Origin of the sequence: Paraburkholderia sp. OAS925 (genome assembly GCF_040543975.1) — a bacterium.
Lineage (GTDB): Bacteria > Pseudomonadota > Gammaproteobacteria > Burkholderiales > Burkholderiaceae > Paraburkholderia > Paraburkholderia graminis.
Genome location: NZ_JBEUNO010000001.1, coordinates 3,351,257 through 3,364,716 on the forward strand (window position 1 = coordinate 3,351,257; position 13,460 = coordinate 3,364,716).

10 protein-coding genes are annotated in these 13,460 nt (G+C 64.4%); 4 read left to right on the plus strand and 6 right to left on the minus strand.

The window, feature by feature from the left end; genetic code table 11:
* The first annotated feature begins 42 nt into the window (after positions 1–42).
* A complete protein-coding gene (locus tag ABIE53_RS14560) occupies positions 43–1,017 on the plus strand; it encodes a LysR family transcriptional regulator (RefSeq protein ID WP_006052019.1) in 975 nt (324 codons plus the stop codon).
* A 235-nt stretch (positions 1,018–1,252) separates the two neighbouring features.
* Here the strand turns inward: ABIE53_RS14560 and alaS are convergent, their stop codons facing one another.
* A complete protein-coding gene (gene alaS, locus ABIE53_RS14565; RefSeq protein WP_114156315.1) occupies positions 1,253–3,877 on the minus strand; it encodes an alanine--tRNA ligase in 2,625 nt (874 codons plus the stop codon).
* A gap of 302 nt (positions 3,878–4,179) precedes the next feature.
* Between alaS and ABIE53_RS14570 the strand changes: the two genes are divergently transcribed.
* Complete coding sequence (locus tag ABIE53_RS14570; protein ID WP_114156316.1) at positions 4,180–5,400, plus strand: CaiB/BaiF CoA transferase family protein; 1,221 nt, start codon at positions 4,180–4,182, stop codon at positions 5,398–5,400.
* Between the two features lie 169 nt (positions 5,401–5,569).
* On the opposite strand, the gene ABIE53_RS14575 is transcribed toward ABIE53_RS14570, so the two are convergent.
* On the minus strand, positions 5,570–6,133 hold the full coding sequence (locus ABIE53_RS14575) for an RBBP9/YdeN family alpha/beta hydrolase (RefSeq protein WP_114156317.1): 564 nt from the start codon (positions 6,131–6,133) through the stop codon (positions 5,570–5,572).
* 92 nt (positions 6,134–6,225) lie between these two features.
* The gene (ggt, locus tag ABIE53_RS14580) at positions 6,226–7,983 is read right to left on the minus strand and encodes a gamma-glutamyltransferase (RefSeq protein WP_114156318.1); all 1,758 of its coding nucleotides are present in this window, start codon (positions 7,981–7,983) and stop codon (positions 6,226–6,228) included.
* A gap of 563 nt (positions 7,984–8,546) precedes the next feature.
* Between ggt and ABIE53_RS14585 the strand changes: the two genes are divergently transcribed.
* On the plus strand, positions 8,547–10,256 hold the full coding sequence (locus ABIE53_RS14585) for a glutamine--tRNA ligase/YqeY domain fusion protein (protein WP_192698838.1): 1,710 nt from the start codon (positions 8,547–8,549) through the stop codon (positions 10,254–10,256).
* A gap of 122 nt (positions 10,257–10,378) precedes the next feature.
* Here the strand turns inward: ABIE53_RS14585 and ABIE53_RS14590 are convergent, their stop codons facing one another.
* Both ABIE53_RS14590 and ABIE53_RS14595 read right to left on the minus strand, forming a co-directional pair.
* Complete coding sequence (locus ABIE53_RS14590) at positions 10,379–10,828, minus strand: NUDIX hydrolase (RefSeq protein ID WP_029967715.1); 450 nt, start codon at positions 10,826–10,828, stop codon at positions 10,379–10,381.
* A 67-nt stretch (positions 10,829–10,895) separates the two neighbouring features.
* Positions 10,896–11,285 (minus strand): hypothetical protein, encoded by a 390-nt coding sequence (locus ABIE53_RS14595; RefSeq protein ID WP_006052010.1) that lies wholly within the window; start codon positions 11,283–11,285, stop codon positions 10,896–10,898.
* 285 nt (positions 11,286–11,570) lie between these two features.
* Between ABIE53_RS14595 and ABIE53_RS14600 the strand changes: the two genes are divergently transcribed.
* Positions 11,571–11,810 (plus strand): hypothetical protein, encoded by a 240-nt coding sequence (locus tag ABIE53_RS14600; RefSeq protein ID WP_053858528.1) that lies wholly within the window; start codon positions 11,571–11,573, stop codon positions 11,808–11,810.
* An 85-nt stretch (positions 11,811–11,895) separates the two neighbouring features.
* Here ABIE53_RS14600 and ABIE53_RS14605 read toward each other — a convergent pair whose 3' ends face one another.
* On the minus strand, positions 11,896–13,326 hold the full coding sequence (locus tag ABIE53_RS14605; protein ID WP_192698904.1) for a cytochrome-c peroxidase: 1,431 nt from the start codon (positions 13,324–13,326) through the stop codon (positions 11,896–11,898).
* Positions 13,327–13,460 lie beyond the last annotated feature (134 nt).

Here is a 13,460-nt window from a genome sequence, read left to right on the forward strand (position 1 = left end):
AAAATGAATAATTTGGATACCATCCATCGCTAGGAGAGAATCGTGGACCTGGCCGCCTTGACGATTTTTCGGGCCGTCGTACGCGAGAACGGCGTGACGCGCGCCGCCGCGAAGCTCAACCGCGTGCAATCGAACGTCACCACACGCATCAAGCAGCTCGAAGAGCAACTCGGCGCGGAACTCTTTATCCGCGACGGGCGGCGTCTTGTGCTGACGCCCGCCGGTGAAACGCTGCTGCCCTACGCCGAACGCCTGCTCGCTCTCGCCGACGAAGCGCGCCATGCCGTGCGCGCCGACCGTCCCCGCGGACGCCTGCGTCTGGGCACGATGGAGAGCGTCGCGGCCACACGTCTTCCGGGCCTGCTCGCGCAGTATCACCAGCAATGGCCGGATGTCGCGCTCGAACTGGAGACGGGCACGACCGGCAAGCTGATCGAGCGCGTGCGCGAATTCGACGTCGACGCCGCTCTGGTGGCTACGCCGTTCGACCCGGCGGTCCTCGGCGATGTATTCGAGACGGTGCCGGTGTTCAAGGAGGAACTCGTGATGCTGACGCCGCGCGGGCATCGGCCGATCCGCGAAGTGCGCGACATCGCGCTGTCGACACTGGTTGCATTCGAGCGCGGCTGCGCGTATCGGACCTACATCGAGAACTGGTATCTGGAGCACGGCGTGAGGCCGGCGCGTGTGCTGGAACTCGGCTCGTATCACGCGATCGTGGCTTGCGTCGCGGCGGGCGCGGGCGTTGCGGTGGCGCCGCGGTCGGTGCTCGGCTTGGCCGCCGACGCGAGCAATATCGCCGTGCATGACTTGCCGGACATCGGCGCGATCGAAACGCTGCTCGTCTGGCGACGCGGGCATTTTTCGTCGGCGCTCAATGCGTTGAAGCAGACGCTGTTGGGGCAGGAGAATGTGCGGGGTTTGGGGGAAGCCGGGGGCGTCGATGTGGCGGATGTGGCTGGCGATGCCGAAGCGCATGCACGCGTTCAGGCTGACGTGGGCGCGGACGTCGCGTAATTTTGCGCTGAAGCGCTGCGTGGTTTGCGGCTGTTTCAGTGAGCGATTGCGGTTCACGCCGAAGTGAGGCGTTCACAACCGGCTCCGAACCGGCAAGCAACCGCTTGCGCAAAGCCGCTCGTGCAAAAAATCGGGCCACGCACCACGCCGACAATCCGGCGCGCTACGTGGCCCTCTTTCTGAACTCTACAGCCGGCCTTAAAACAGCCAACCGCAGCTCACCAGCGAATCAGAATCAAAGCTGCGCTTCGACCCAGCCCTTCACGCCAGCCAGCGCTGCCGGCAGATTGGCCGGCTCTGTGCCACCGGCCTGAGCCATATCCGGCCGGCCGCCACCCTTGCCGCCAACCTGCTGCGCGACAAAATTGACCAGTTCACCGGCCTTGACCTTCTTGCTCGCGTCCGCCGTCACGCCGGCAATCAGACTGACCTTGCCGCCTTCGACGGAAGCCAGCACGATCGCCGCGCTCTTCAGCTTGTCCTTGAGCTTGTCCACCGTTTCGCGCAGCGTCTTCACGTCCGCGCCTTCCAGCGTTGCCGCGAGAACCTGCACGCCGCCGACGTCGATTGCCTGACCGGCCAGTTCGTCGCCCTGGCTCGACGCCATCTTCGACTTGAGCGCGCTCAGTTCTTTCTCGAGCTGCTTCACCTGATCCTGCACCTGCGTGATGCGCTGCGTCAGTTCGGACGGCTGAGCCTTCAGCACCGCAGCCGCGGCGTTGATGCGCGCGTCGAGGTCCTGCACGAAGCGCACGGCGTTATCGCCGGTAATCGCTTCCACGCGACGAATACCCGCGGCCACACCGCCTTCCATCACGATCTTGAAAAGACCGATGTCGCCCGTGCGATGCACGTGCGTGCCGCCGCACAATTCGCGCGAGAAGCCGAGATCGAGCACGCGCACTTCGTCGCCGTATTTTTCGCCGAACAGCGCCATCGCGCCGCCCTTCACCGCTTCGTCGAACGGCATGACGCGCACGATGCCCGGCGCGTTCGCCAGCACCTCGGCGTTGACGATTTGCTCGACGCGGCGGATCTGTTCGTCCGTCATGGGCGCGTTGTGCGCGAAGTCGAAGCGCGTCTTGTCCGGATCGACGAGCGAGCCCTTCTGCTGCACATGCGAACCGAGCACTTCGCGCAGCGCCTTGTGCATCAGGTGCGTGGCCGAGTGATTGCGTGCCGTGCGCGCGCGGCGCACTGCGTCGATCTCGGCCTTCACCACGTCGCCGACCTTCAGCGTGCCCTGTTCGAGCGTGCCGTGATGACCGACCACGTCGGCCTGGACCTTCAACGTGTCCGCGACGGCGAAGCGCACGCTTGCGTTGGCGAGCAAGCCCTGGTCGCCGACCTGGCCGCCCGATTCCGCGTAGAACGGCGTGTGGTCGAGCACGACGACGGCCTGCTGGCCGTGCGTGACCTGCTGCACCGACGCGCCGTCCACATACAGCGCCACGACCTTCGCGTCGTCGAAAACGATTTCCTCGTAGCCGTGGAACGTGGTCTTCGCGCCCGAGTATTCGAGGCCCTGCGCCATCTTGAACTTGCCGGCCGCACGCGCCTGTTCGCGCTGACGCGCCATGGCTTCGTCGAACGCTGCTTCGTCCACCGTCACTTCGCGCTCGCGGCACACGTCCGCCGTGAGGTCGAGCGGGAAGCCGTACGTGTCGTGCAGCTTGAACGCCAGTTCGCCGTCGAGCGTCTTGCCGCCCTTCCTGTCCAGCTCGGCGAGCGCGTTGTCGAGAATCGACATGCCATGCTCGATGGTCTCGAAGAAGCGCTCTTCTTCCTGACGCAGCACGTCGGTCACGCGTTGTTCCGCGTCCTTCAGTTCGGGGTAAGCGCCGCCCATTTGCGCGACGAGGTCGGCCACCATGCGATGAAAGAACGAACCCTTCTTGCCGAGCTTGTAGCCGTGACGGATCGCGCGGCGCACGATACGGCGCAGCACGTAGCCGCGGCCTTCGTTGCCGGGAATCACGCCGTCGACGATCAGGAACGAGCACGCGCGGATGTGATCGGCGATCACCTTCAGCGAGTTATTCGTCAGATCGCTCACGCCGGTTTCGCGCGCCGCAGCCTTGATGAGCGCCTGGAACAGATCGATTTCGTAATTGCTGTGCACGTGCTGCAAGACAGCGGCAATCCGCTCGAGGCCCATGCCGGTGTCGACGCACTGCTTGGGCAGCGGCGTCATGTTGCCTTGCGCGTCACGGTTGAACTGCATGAACACGAGATTCCAGATCTCGATGTAACGGTCGCCGTCTTCGTCCGGCGATCCCGGCGGGCCGCCCCACACGTCCGGGCCGTGGTCGTAGAAAATTTCCGAGCACGGACCGCACGGGCCGGTGTCGGCCATTTGCCAGAAATTGTCCGACGCGTAACGTGCGCCCTTGTTGTCGCCGATACGGATGATGCGCTCGACCGGCACGCCCACTTCTTTCGCCCAGATGTCGTGCGCTTCGTCGTCTTCGTGATAGACGGTGACCCACAGCTTGTCTTTGGGCAACTGGTAGACACCCGTCAGCAACTCCCACGCATAGTGGATTGCGTCGCGCTTGAAGTAGTCGCCGAACGAGAAATTGCCCAGCATTTCGAAGAACGTGTGGTGACGCGCGGTGTAGCCGACGTTTTCGAGGTCGTTGTGCTTGCCGCCTGCGCGCACGCTGCGCTGCGCGGTCGTGGCGCGCGAATACGGACGCGATTCCGCGCCGAGGAACACATCTTTGAACTGCACCATTCCCGAATTGGTGAAGAGCAGTGTCGGGTCGTTGCCGGGCACAAGGCTCGACGAGCGAACGATCGTATGGCCCTTCGATTCGAAGAACTTGAGGAATTTCTCGCGGATTTCGGCGGCTTTCATGGCGTGCGGGGGACGGTCCTGACTATTCCAGACTTCTACCGGCGGCATCGTGAGATGCGCCAACTGTTTGTTTCTTAAACGACTGATTATACGGGATCGGCGCCCTTGCGCGGCAGCGCCGCGGGCCCGTTAGCCATTCGGCCAGGTTTGACCGGGCAGTGTGAGACATCGGCATGCGTCTGATGCGTCTCATGCGTCTTATGACGTTCGGCCGACTGCGCCGGCCCGCGTCAATCGCTTAAGATTGCCCACATCCGCGGTGCCTCGCGCGCCGCCCACCTGGATTGGAGACATCGACAAACATGGGCGCTCTCAGTCATATCCGCGTGCTGGATCTCACCCGCGTGCTCGCCGGTCCCTGGTGCGCGCAGACGCTTGCCGATTTCGGCGCCGACGTGATCAAGATCGAACGGCCGGAAGTGGGCGACGACACGCGCCACTGGGGGCCGCCGTACCTGAAGACGCCCGACGGCGCGGACACACACGAGGCCGCGTACTACCTCGCGGCGAACCGCAACAAGCGCTCGGTTACCGTCGACATCGCATCGCCCGAAGGCCAGCGGATCATTCGCGAGCTGGCCGCGCAAAGCGACGTGGTGCTCGAGAACTACAAGGTCGGGCAGTTGAAAAAATACGGCCTCGATTACGCGTCGCTAAAAGAAGTGAAGCCCGATCTCATCTACTGTTCGGTGACGGGTTTCGGGCAAACTGGACCGTATGCGCAGCGCGCGGGCTACGACTTCATCGTGCAAGGCATCGGCGGATTCATGAGCATTACCGGCGAGCGCGACGGTCAGCCAGGCGGCGGCCCGCAAAAGGCGGGCGTGGCGATTGCCGACCTGATGACCGGCATGTATTCGACCATCGCGGTGCTCACCGCGCTCACGCACCGCGACCGCACGGGCGAAGGCCAATATATCGACATGGCGTTGCTCGACGTTCAGGTCGCGATGCTCGCCAACATGAATTCGAACTACCTCGCGAGCGGTCAGCCGCCGGTGCGCTGGGGCAATGCGCATCCCAACATCGTGCCGTACCAGACCTTCCAGACGAGCGATGGCTGGATCATCGTCGCGGTGGGCAACGACGGGCAGTTCCGCAAGTTCGTCGAAGTGGGCCGGCGTCCCGATCTTGCCGATGACGAGCGTTTCGCGACCAACCCCGCGCGCGTGCGCAACCGCGACGTGCTCGTGCCGATTCTCGCGGAGATGGTCGGCCTGCAGGGCAAGCAGCAATGGATCGCGGCGCTGGAGGCCGCGGGCGTGCCGTGCGGTCCGATCAACGATCTCGCCGAAGTGTTCGAGAACGAGCAGGTGGTGGCGCGCGGCATGCAGGTCGACTTGCCGCATCCGTCGGGCGGCACCGTCAAGCTGGTGCGCAATCCGATCAACATGACGGGCACGCCGCCGCAGGCGCTCACTCACCCGCCGACGCTCGGCGAACACACGGAGAGCGTGCTGCGCGAGGTGCTCGGTTACGACGATGCGCGGATCGCGGCGTTGCGGAATCAGGCGGTGATTTGAAGCATGCCGTCGACGGGCGGGCGCGATAGAGCGATGTAGTCGCGATTGCGGCGAGCGTCGTGTCGACGGTTCGGCGCGCGTGCTACGGAGAGCCGCGCGGACCAATGTCACGACGCATCTAGCGCGGCTGCCTCGCGTTCACGCTTATGGCGGCCATGCGCTTTCATGCTCACTTGCCGAGCGACGCCAGCCAGTCGCGCGCGTCCTGCCAGTCACCGAGTCCGCTGTCGGCATTGATGTGCCCGCGCGGGCCGACGTCGATCCAGCGGCTGCCCCACGCTTTCGCGCAGGCTTGCGAGAACGGCACGCCGCCGTACGGGTCGTCCGTGCTCGCGACGACGATGCTCGCGAACGGCAGGCGCTCGAGCGGTACCGGCGCAAAGCCGACGGCGTCCTGCGGAAAGTGGGCCTCGACCGGATCGGGCACGGCGACCAGCAGCGCGCCGGCGACCTTGGCAAGCTGCGCGGCGCTCGCGTACTGCGACGCCCAGAACGCGACTGTCAGGCAGCCGAGGCTGTGGGCCGCGAAGACGATCGGCGCATCCGCGGCGGGGACGGCTGCAACCGCGACGTCGAGCGCGCGGCACCACGCGTCGCGCACGGGATGATCCCAGTCCGGCATCTGCACGCGAGTGAATGCCGGATCGAGCGCCTCCCAGCGAGTCTGCCAATGCCCGGCACCGGAGTTCTGGTAGCCGGGCAGGATGAGTGCGTTGAGTTTTCGTGCGTTCATGGTGTTCCCCGTCGTGTTGTTTTTGGCGATGCAATCGTGAATGCGGCCGAGCGCGCTTAACGTCGCGCTTAACGTCGCGCTTACCGTGGCATTTAACGTATCACGCGCCCCACTCCTATACCGCGCGGATCGGCGGCCGGCTCGGGCATGGTGCCGTCGATGCGGATCATCTGCACGTCGCCGTTGAACGATTGTGCTTCGAGCGCGTAGCCCATCGCTTGCAACTGCTCGGCCAGTTCGCCGGTAATCGGCCGGTAGGGCTCGAAGTAGATCGTCTTTTGCGGCAGCAACTGGTGATGAAAGCGCATCGCCGCGAGCGCGTCGGCGGGCGTCATGTTGAAGTCGTACAGATCGGTCATCACCTGAAAAATCGAGGTCGGAATGCGCGAGCCGCCAGGCGTGCCGATCACGAGCGACACTTTGTTGTCCTTGAGGACGATGGTCGGTGTCATCGACGAAAGCGGGCGCCGGCCCGGCGATATCGTGTTGAGTTCGGCGCCGGACTGGCCCGCCGTGCCGGGCTTCGTCACGAAGTCGTCCATCGCGTCGTTCAACAGGAAGCCGGCGCCGTCGACCACCACGCCGGAGCCGAATTCGCCGTCGAGCGTCGTCGTGTTCGACACCGCGTTGCCCCATTTGTCGACGACCGAGAAGTGCGTCGTCTGCGCCTTTTCCGGCGGCGCTTCGCCAAGGCCCGGCTTGACGGGCGTCGCGCCCGGCACCTCGTCGGCTTTGACTTCGTCGGCGCGTTGGGCGAGGTAGGCGTCGTCGAGCAGCTTGTCGACCGGCAGCTTGTACGAGTCGGGGTCGCCCAGGTATTGCTGCCGGTCGGCGAACACGCGGTCCTCGATTTGCGCGATCAGATGAATGTACGGCGCGGAATTCACTTCGAGGCCGTCGAAAGCCTGCTTCACATTGGCCTTCATCTTGAGCATCTGTATCAATCCGACGCCGCCCGAACCCGGCGGCGGCGCAGTGAGCACCTGATAGCCGTTCCAGTTCGCGGCGAGCGGCTGGCGCCAGAGGGCCTTGTATTGAAGCAGATCGGCGCGGGTGACGAGACCGTGGCCGTACATCTGCTGCGCGAGCAGATCGGCGGTGCGCCCTTCGTAGAACTCGCGGCCGCCGTCGCTCGCAATGCGCGCGAGCGTTTGCGCGAGTTCGGGCTGTCGATACGTGGCGCCGGCCTTCAGACTCGAGAAGTAGGCATCGAAATTGGTCTTGCCGGCAAAATTTTTCGCCGTGGCGTCGCGCCGCTGCTGAAGCCAGGGGTCGACCTGAAAGCCGTCGGTGGCATAACGGATTGCGGGCGCGAGCACCTGCTTCCACTTGAGCTTGCCGAAACGCTGCTGCGCCTGCCACATGCCGTCGACCGTTCCCGGCACCGCGACCGCGCGATGCCCGACGACGCTCATGCCCGGCACCACGTTGCCCTTGTCGTCGAGATACATGTCGCGGGTCGCCTGTTGCGGCGCGCGCTCGCGGTAATCGAGGAAATACGGCTTGCCGTCGACGAAGAGCGTCATAAACCCGCCGCCGCCGAGATTGCCCGCGTCGGGGCGCGTGACGGCCAGCGTGAAGGCGATGGCTACCGCGGCATCGACCGCGTTGCCGCCCGCGGCAAAGATCTGCTGCGCGGCGTCGGCGCTGAAGCGGTCCGGCGTCGCAACGGCGGATGCATCGAAGACGGCTTTGGGCAGTGGCGTTTTTGCGAGCGCCGGAGCGGGCGCGAGTACGCCGGCGGTGAGCGTGGTGAGCGTGGTGAGCGCGGCGAATAGCGCCGCGGCCGCGGCCCGCCGCCAGAAAAAGGTGAAAGGCGCGCGAGGCGCGCCGTGCGTCGGCATTGGCATCCGAGAAACTCCGGCATTGAGGACGAACTGAGGGCGCCATGTTGCACGAACAGCAACGGCCGGTGCAAGCCGGCGATAGCCGGCGCGGTTCGCGCGCGCCGGCGGCGGCGAGGGGCACATGCGCCGTGAGGCCGTAAGGCCGCGAAGCCGTGAGGCCGTGAGGCCGTGTGGCCGTGAAGCCGTAAGGCCGTGAGGCCGCGAAGCCGTGAGGCCGTGAGGCCGCGAAGCCGTGAGGCCGTGAGGCCGTGAGGCCGCGAAGCCGTCAAGCCGTCAAGCCGCGGGGCCGCGAGGCCCGCGGCCACCACGCCTCCGACGATCGGCCGCATGTCAGCGAGCCGACGGCCGCGCACCCGCCCGCGAGACCTGCGCAAAAAACAAAAAAGCGCAGCATTCCCGCCGGCCTCAGCGCTTTCCCGCGCGCCCTAGAATCCCCACAACCGCACACGAACCGCGCTCAAACGTCGGCCACAGCCCGCACTCGCCTGCCGCATCGAGCCTCGTCAGGTAGAATTGTCGGATAAGTGAGCGCACCGCGCGCCCCCGACAGACTTTCACCATCTCGCATGAATACCGAACGCAACGACGCGCCAGCGGCATCCAATTTCATCCGCAACATCATTGACGACGACAACCGCACCGGCAAGTGGAGCCAGCGCGTCGAAACGCGCTTTCCGCCCGAGCCGAACGGCTATCTGCACATTGGTCACGCGAAGAGCATCTGCCTGAACTTCGGCGTCGCGCGCAGCTATGGCGGCGTGTGCCATCTGCGCTTTGACGACACCAATCCGGAAAAGGAAAGCGTCGAATACGTCGAGTCGATCATCGACGCCGTGCGCTGGCTCGGCTTCGAGTGGCAGAAAGACGGCAAGGAACACCTGTACTACGCGAGCGACTACTACGACAAGCTGTACGAATTCGCCGAGCTGCTGATCCAGCGCGGCAAGGCGTATGTGGACAGCCAGTCGGCGGAAGAAATGCGCGCGAACCGCGGCTCGGCCACCGAAGTCGGCACGCCGTCGCCGTTCCGCGAGCGTTCGGTGGAAGAAAACCTCGACCTGTTCCGCCGCATGAAGGCGGGCGAGTTCAAGGAAGGCGAGCACGTGCTGCGCGCGAAGATCGACATGTCGTCGCCGAACTTCAACATGCGCGACCCGGTGCTGTACCGCATTCGCTTCGCGCATCATTACCGCACCGGCGATACGTGGTGCGTGTACCCGATGTACGACTACACGCACTGCATCTCGGACGCGCTCGAAAACATCACGCATTCGCTGTGCACACTCGAATTCGAAGACCATCGTCCGTTGTACGACTGGATTCTGAACGAGCTCGCCGATGCCGGCATTTTCACGCGTCCGCTGCCGCAGCAAATCGAATTCTCGCGACTGAACCTCACGTACGCGATCACCAGCAAGCGCAAGCTGCTGCAACTCGTGAATGAAGGCCACGTCGACGGTTGGGACGACCCGCGCTTGCCGACCATCGTCGGCGTGCGCCGGCGCGGCTTCACGCCGGAGTCGATCCAGTTGTTCTGCGAGCGCATCGGCGTGACGAAGGTCGATTCGTGGATCGACATGAGCGTGTTCGAAGGCGCGCTGCGCGACGATCTCGACGAGAAGGCGCCGCGCATCGCGGCGGTGCTCGACCCGCTGAAGCTGATCATCGACAACTTCCCGGTTGGCCTCACCGAGCCCTGCAGCGCGCCGGTGCATCCGCATCATCGGGAACAAGGCGTGCGCGAGTTTCCGATTTCGCGTGAGCTGTGGATCGAGCGCGACGACTTCACCGAGACGCCGCCGAAGGGCTATTTCCGCCTGTTCCCCGGCAACAAGGTGCGTCTGCGCTACGGTTATGTGATCGAGTGCACGAGCGCGGAGAAGGACGAGAACGGCAACATCGTCGCGGTGCATTGCAACTACTTCCCCGACAGCAAGTCGGGCACCGAAGGCGCGAACAACTATAAGGTCAAGGGCAACATTCACTGGGTCAGCGCGGCAGCCGCGTGCCCGGCCGAAGTGCGCATCTACGACCGTCTGTTCAAGGAGCCGCAGCCGGACGCCGGCGGCCGCGATTTCCTCGAAGCGCTGAACCCGGATTCGAAGCGCGTGGTCAACGCGTACCTCGAGCCGGGCGCGCACGGTACGTTGCCGGAGCAGCGCTATCAGTTCGAGCGGCACGGCTACTTCGTCGCGGACCGCGTCGATTCGAAACCGGGCAAGCCGGTGTTCAACCGGATCGTGAGCTTGCGCGATAGTTGGGGCAAGCCGGCCTGAGGTGTTATGGCCTGAGAGCGCGCTAGTCGCGCATCTGGTGGTCGATCAAGGCGTGCATCGGTTTCATCCGATGCACGCCTTTTGTTTTTTGCATCTGTCGGCGCTCGCCGCTACAGCGCCCGCTACAGCGACCGATGCAACTCCGTCAGCGAAAGCGTTGTGTGAAAGAGCCGCGCGAGGCTGCGGCTCGCGTACTTGTCCACTTCGTCGGGTGCGGTCCAGCGATACGCGTCCATCTCCGGAATCAGCGTGCCGTCCGAGCGGCGCGGAAACAGCGACGTGCAGGTGCATGAACTCAGATCGAGTTCGTCCGCGGTCGCGCGCGCCGCAAACAGATGCAGATCCTTGTCGCGCCGATAGACAAAAAGGCCCAGGTCTTTCAGACGCTCGGGCTCAATGGCGATTCCCGTCTCCTCGACCATCTCACGCAGCGCGGTGATGTGCGGCGCCTCGCCTTCCTCGCCGTGACCTTTGGGAATGTCCCAGTGCGATGTTTCGGTGGCGTGCGCGAGCAGCACGCGCCCCTCTGGATCGAGCAGGACGATGCCGCACGAGACGACCCGCGGACTCATCGCCGCGCGCGCCGCGCCCGGCTTGCGGCTTGCCCGCGCGTGTGGTCGATCAGCACTGCCTGCATGCTCAATGCTTTTTCTGCAATTGCCAGGTGCCGCTGCCCTGTTTGCAGAATTGCGGGTGCAGGTTCATCGACTGCCCCTTCGCGTTCAGAACGATGCCGAGGTCGCGACAGGTGCGCGCGCCTTCCTTGGACGTCTTCACGACCTGAATGGTCGCGTCGATCTTCACGCTGTTGCGCGTGCCTTCGTTGACCCAGGTGGTGGTTTCACCGTCCTGCTTTTGATCGAGCGTGGTAAAGACGGCCTGCCTCACTGAGTCGACGTCGCGCTGCTTCATGTAGCTGATCGGCGTGTCGTTCAGGAAGCCCAGATTCGCTGCCTGGGCGCCAATCGCCGCGCCAAGCAGCAGACCGGCGGCGGTCAGTTGACGGAAAGCACGGGTTCGCATCGACATGAAGGGTTCTCCTCGGAAACGTTTCGGGCGGTCATGAGCGCAGCTTGTACGGCTTGTGAAGCTTATGCGGCTCTTGATCTGGACCCCAAAAGCATAGCATGTCCGTTTCCAACAGCCTGGCGTCGCGTCGCCTCATAGGCCGCCATGCGTCCGTCGGCAGCGACAGTTGGCCGCAAGCACGCAAAGGTCGGCATTTTTAGGATAGCTCCCATATCGCCGCGTAACCTGCATTCCTATGATTGGCCGTATTGCGTCTTCACGCTGAACGACTTCAAACGCCCCATCATGGAACTCTCCGTTGCCCTCGAAACCTTCGCTGTCTCACTCGCGCTGCTTTGCCTTGCGCTCGTGCCCGTCGCGATTCGCCGCGACCCCGGTCTCGCGCGCCCTATCGTCCGCATCGACGGACTTCGCCGGCCGCGCTGGCCCAACCTCGTGACGCGCGCCGGCATCGCGTGTCTGCTCGTCTCTTTTGCGATGCTGCTGTCGGCCTGCTACGTCATACTCGCCGACGCACGCGTCTAAACCGGCGCGCTGCTGGCGCCAATCGATTCATGCGGGCCACGCGCTCGCACGCAAGTAGCACTTCCATCCCGCAAGCCCCGTCGCTTTAATTCCCCGCTTTATACCCATCGGTGAGCGTATTCAGAAACGCCACCACGTCCTTGATTTCCGCATCGTCGAGCGCGGGTTTGTCGCCCGGCTTGCGATCGAACGGCGGCTCCATGTTCAGATTCGCCCAATAGCGCCGCGGCAAATCGTCGAACTTCTGCACCTTGCCTTTGACAACCGGATAAAACTTCTCCGGGTTCGTGTCGCGCTCGGCATAGAAGTGCAGTACTTCTTCGAGCGAGTGATAGATGCCGTTGTGAAAGAAGCTCTTTTTCAACGCGACGTTGCGCAACGTCGGCGTGCGGAAGATGCCGCAGAACTCCGAGCGTCCCTTCAGATCGGTACGCTCCGGGCCGCACGCGCCGAGATCGTAAAAGCGCGAATCGCGATTCACCGGCAGCGCGCGATTGCGCGGCACGCCGATCGCGATCAGGCCGAAGTCGCTGAACTGCGGCGGTGCGCCGTCCATCGTGCGCTGACTGATGTGGCAGCTCGCGCAGTTGCCCTTCTTCTCGTCGTTGAAAAGTTGCAGGCCGTGCAGCTCGGCTTGCGTGAGCTGCGCCTTACCCGCCAGGTACGCGTCGTACTTGCTGCTGTACGGATAGAACAGCTCGGGCGTCTGCTCGAAGGTCTCGAGCGCTTGCAGCACCGCCTTGAAGGTCGCGTCGTCGTTATCCAAAACGTCTTTGCCGAACGCGTCGCGGAAATCGCCGGCGTACGGCGCGGCCTTGACCGCCGCGGTGACTTTCGCCGGCGAGCTGCCCATTTCAAACGACGACAACAGCGGAATTCGCGCCTGGTCGCCGCCGCGATCCACGCGGCCGTCCCACGTCAGTCCGCCGGTCGGGCCCGCGTCGACGCTTTCGTCGCCTTCGTCGTCGGACTCGTGATAGTGCTCGGCGAACGCGGGCACCGATTGCAGGTACTTGAGCGTCGGCACCGCGCGCATGCCGACGCGATGCATGTCGCTGCCGCCCAGTTGCACGGACAGCGCGTTGGCAGGCGAGAACGCGTGGTCGGGACTGTGGCACGACGCGCACGCGAGCTTGCCCGAGCCCGATAGCGACGGATCGAAGAACAGTTGCTTGCCAAGCGCGCTCATCTTGCGCACCGATTCGTAGACTTGCGCGCGCGTTTGGCCGCCGGCCGGCGCGGCTTCATGAGCGGCCACTTTCACCGGCTGCGCAGCGGAGGCGGCGGCCGACGCCGACGCCAAACCCGACTGCGCGTTCGCGCCCGAATCGCAACCTGCAAGCCCCGCGCTTACCACCACGGCCGCCAATGCAACCGTCGACGCCAATCCAGACCCCAGCCCGCGAGCAACCGCCACCGCGCGCTCAGCGTGGACCGCATCGGCATCCGCTTGCACGCCGCGTCGCGCCGTCACGCGCCCTACCGTCTTCCTGATCCCCGACAAACCGAGCCGCATATGAATGATGTGAATGTGCGCTATCGAAGTCCGCGAGGGTATTTCATCCGTATGTCGTCGAAATGACATCCAGCCGACGGCCATCGCCGATTCAAAGCGATCCGTAATGAATACATCTTTCTGTCAAATTGCAT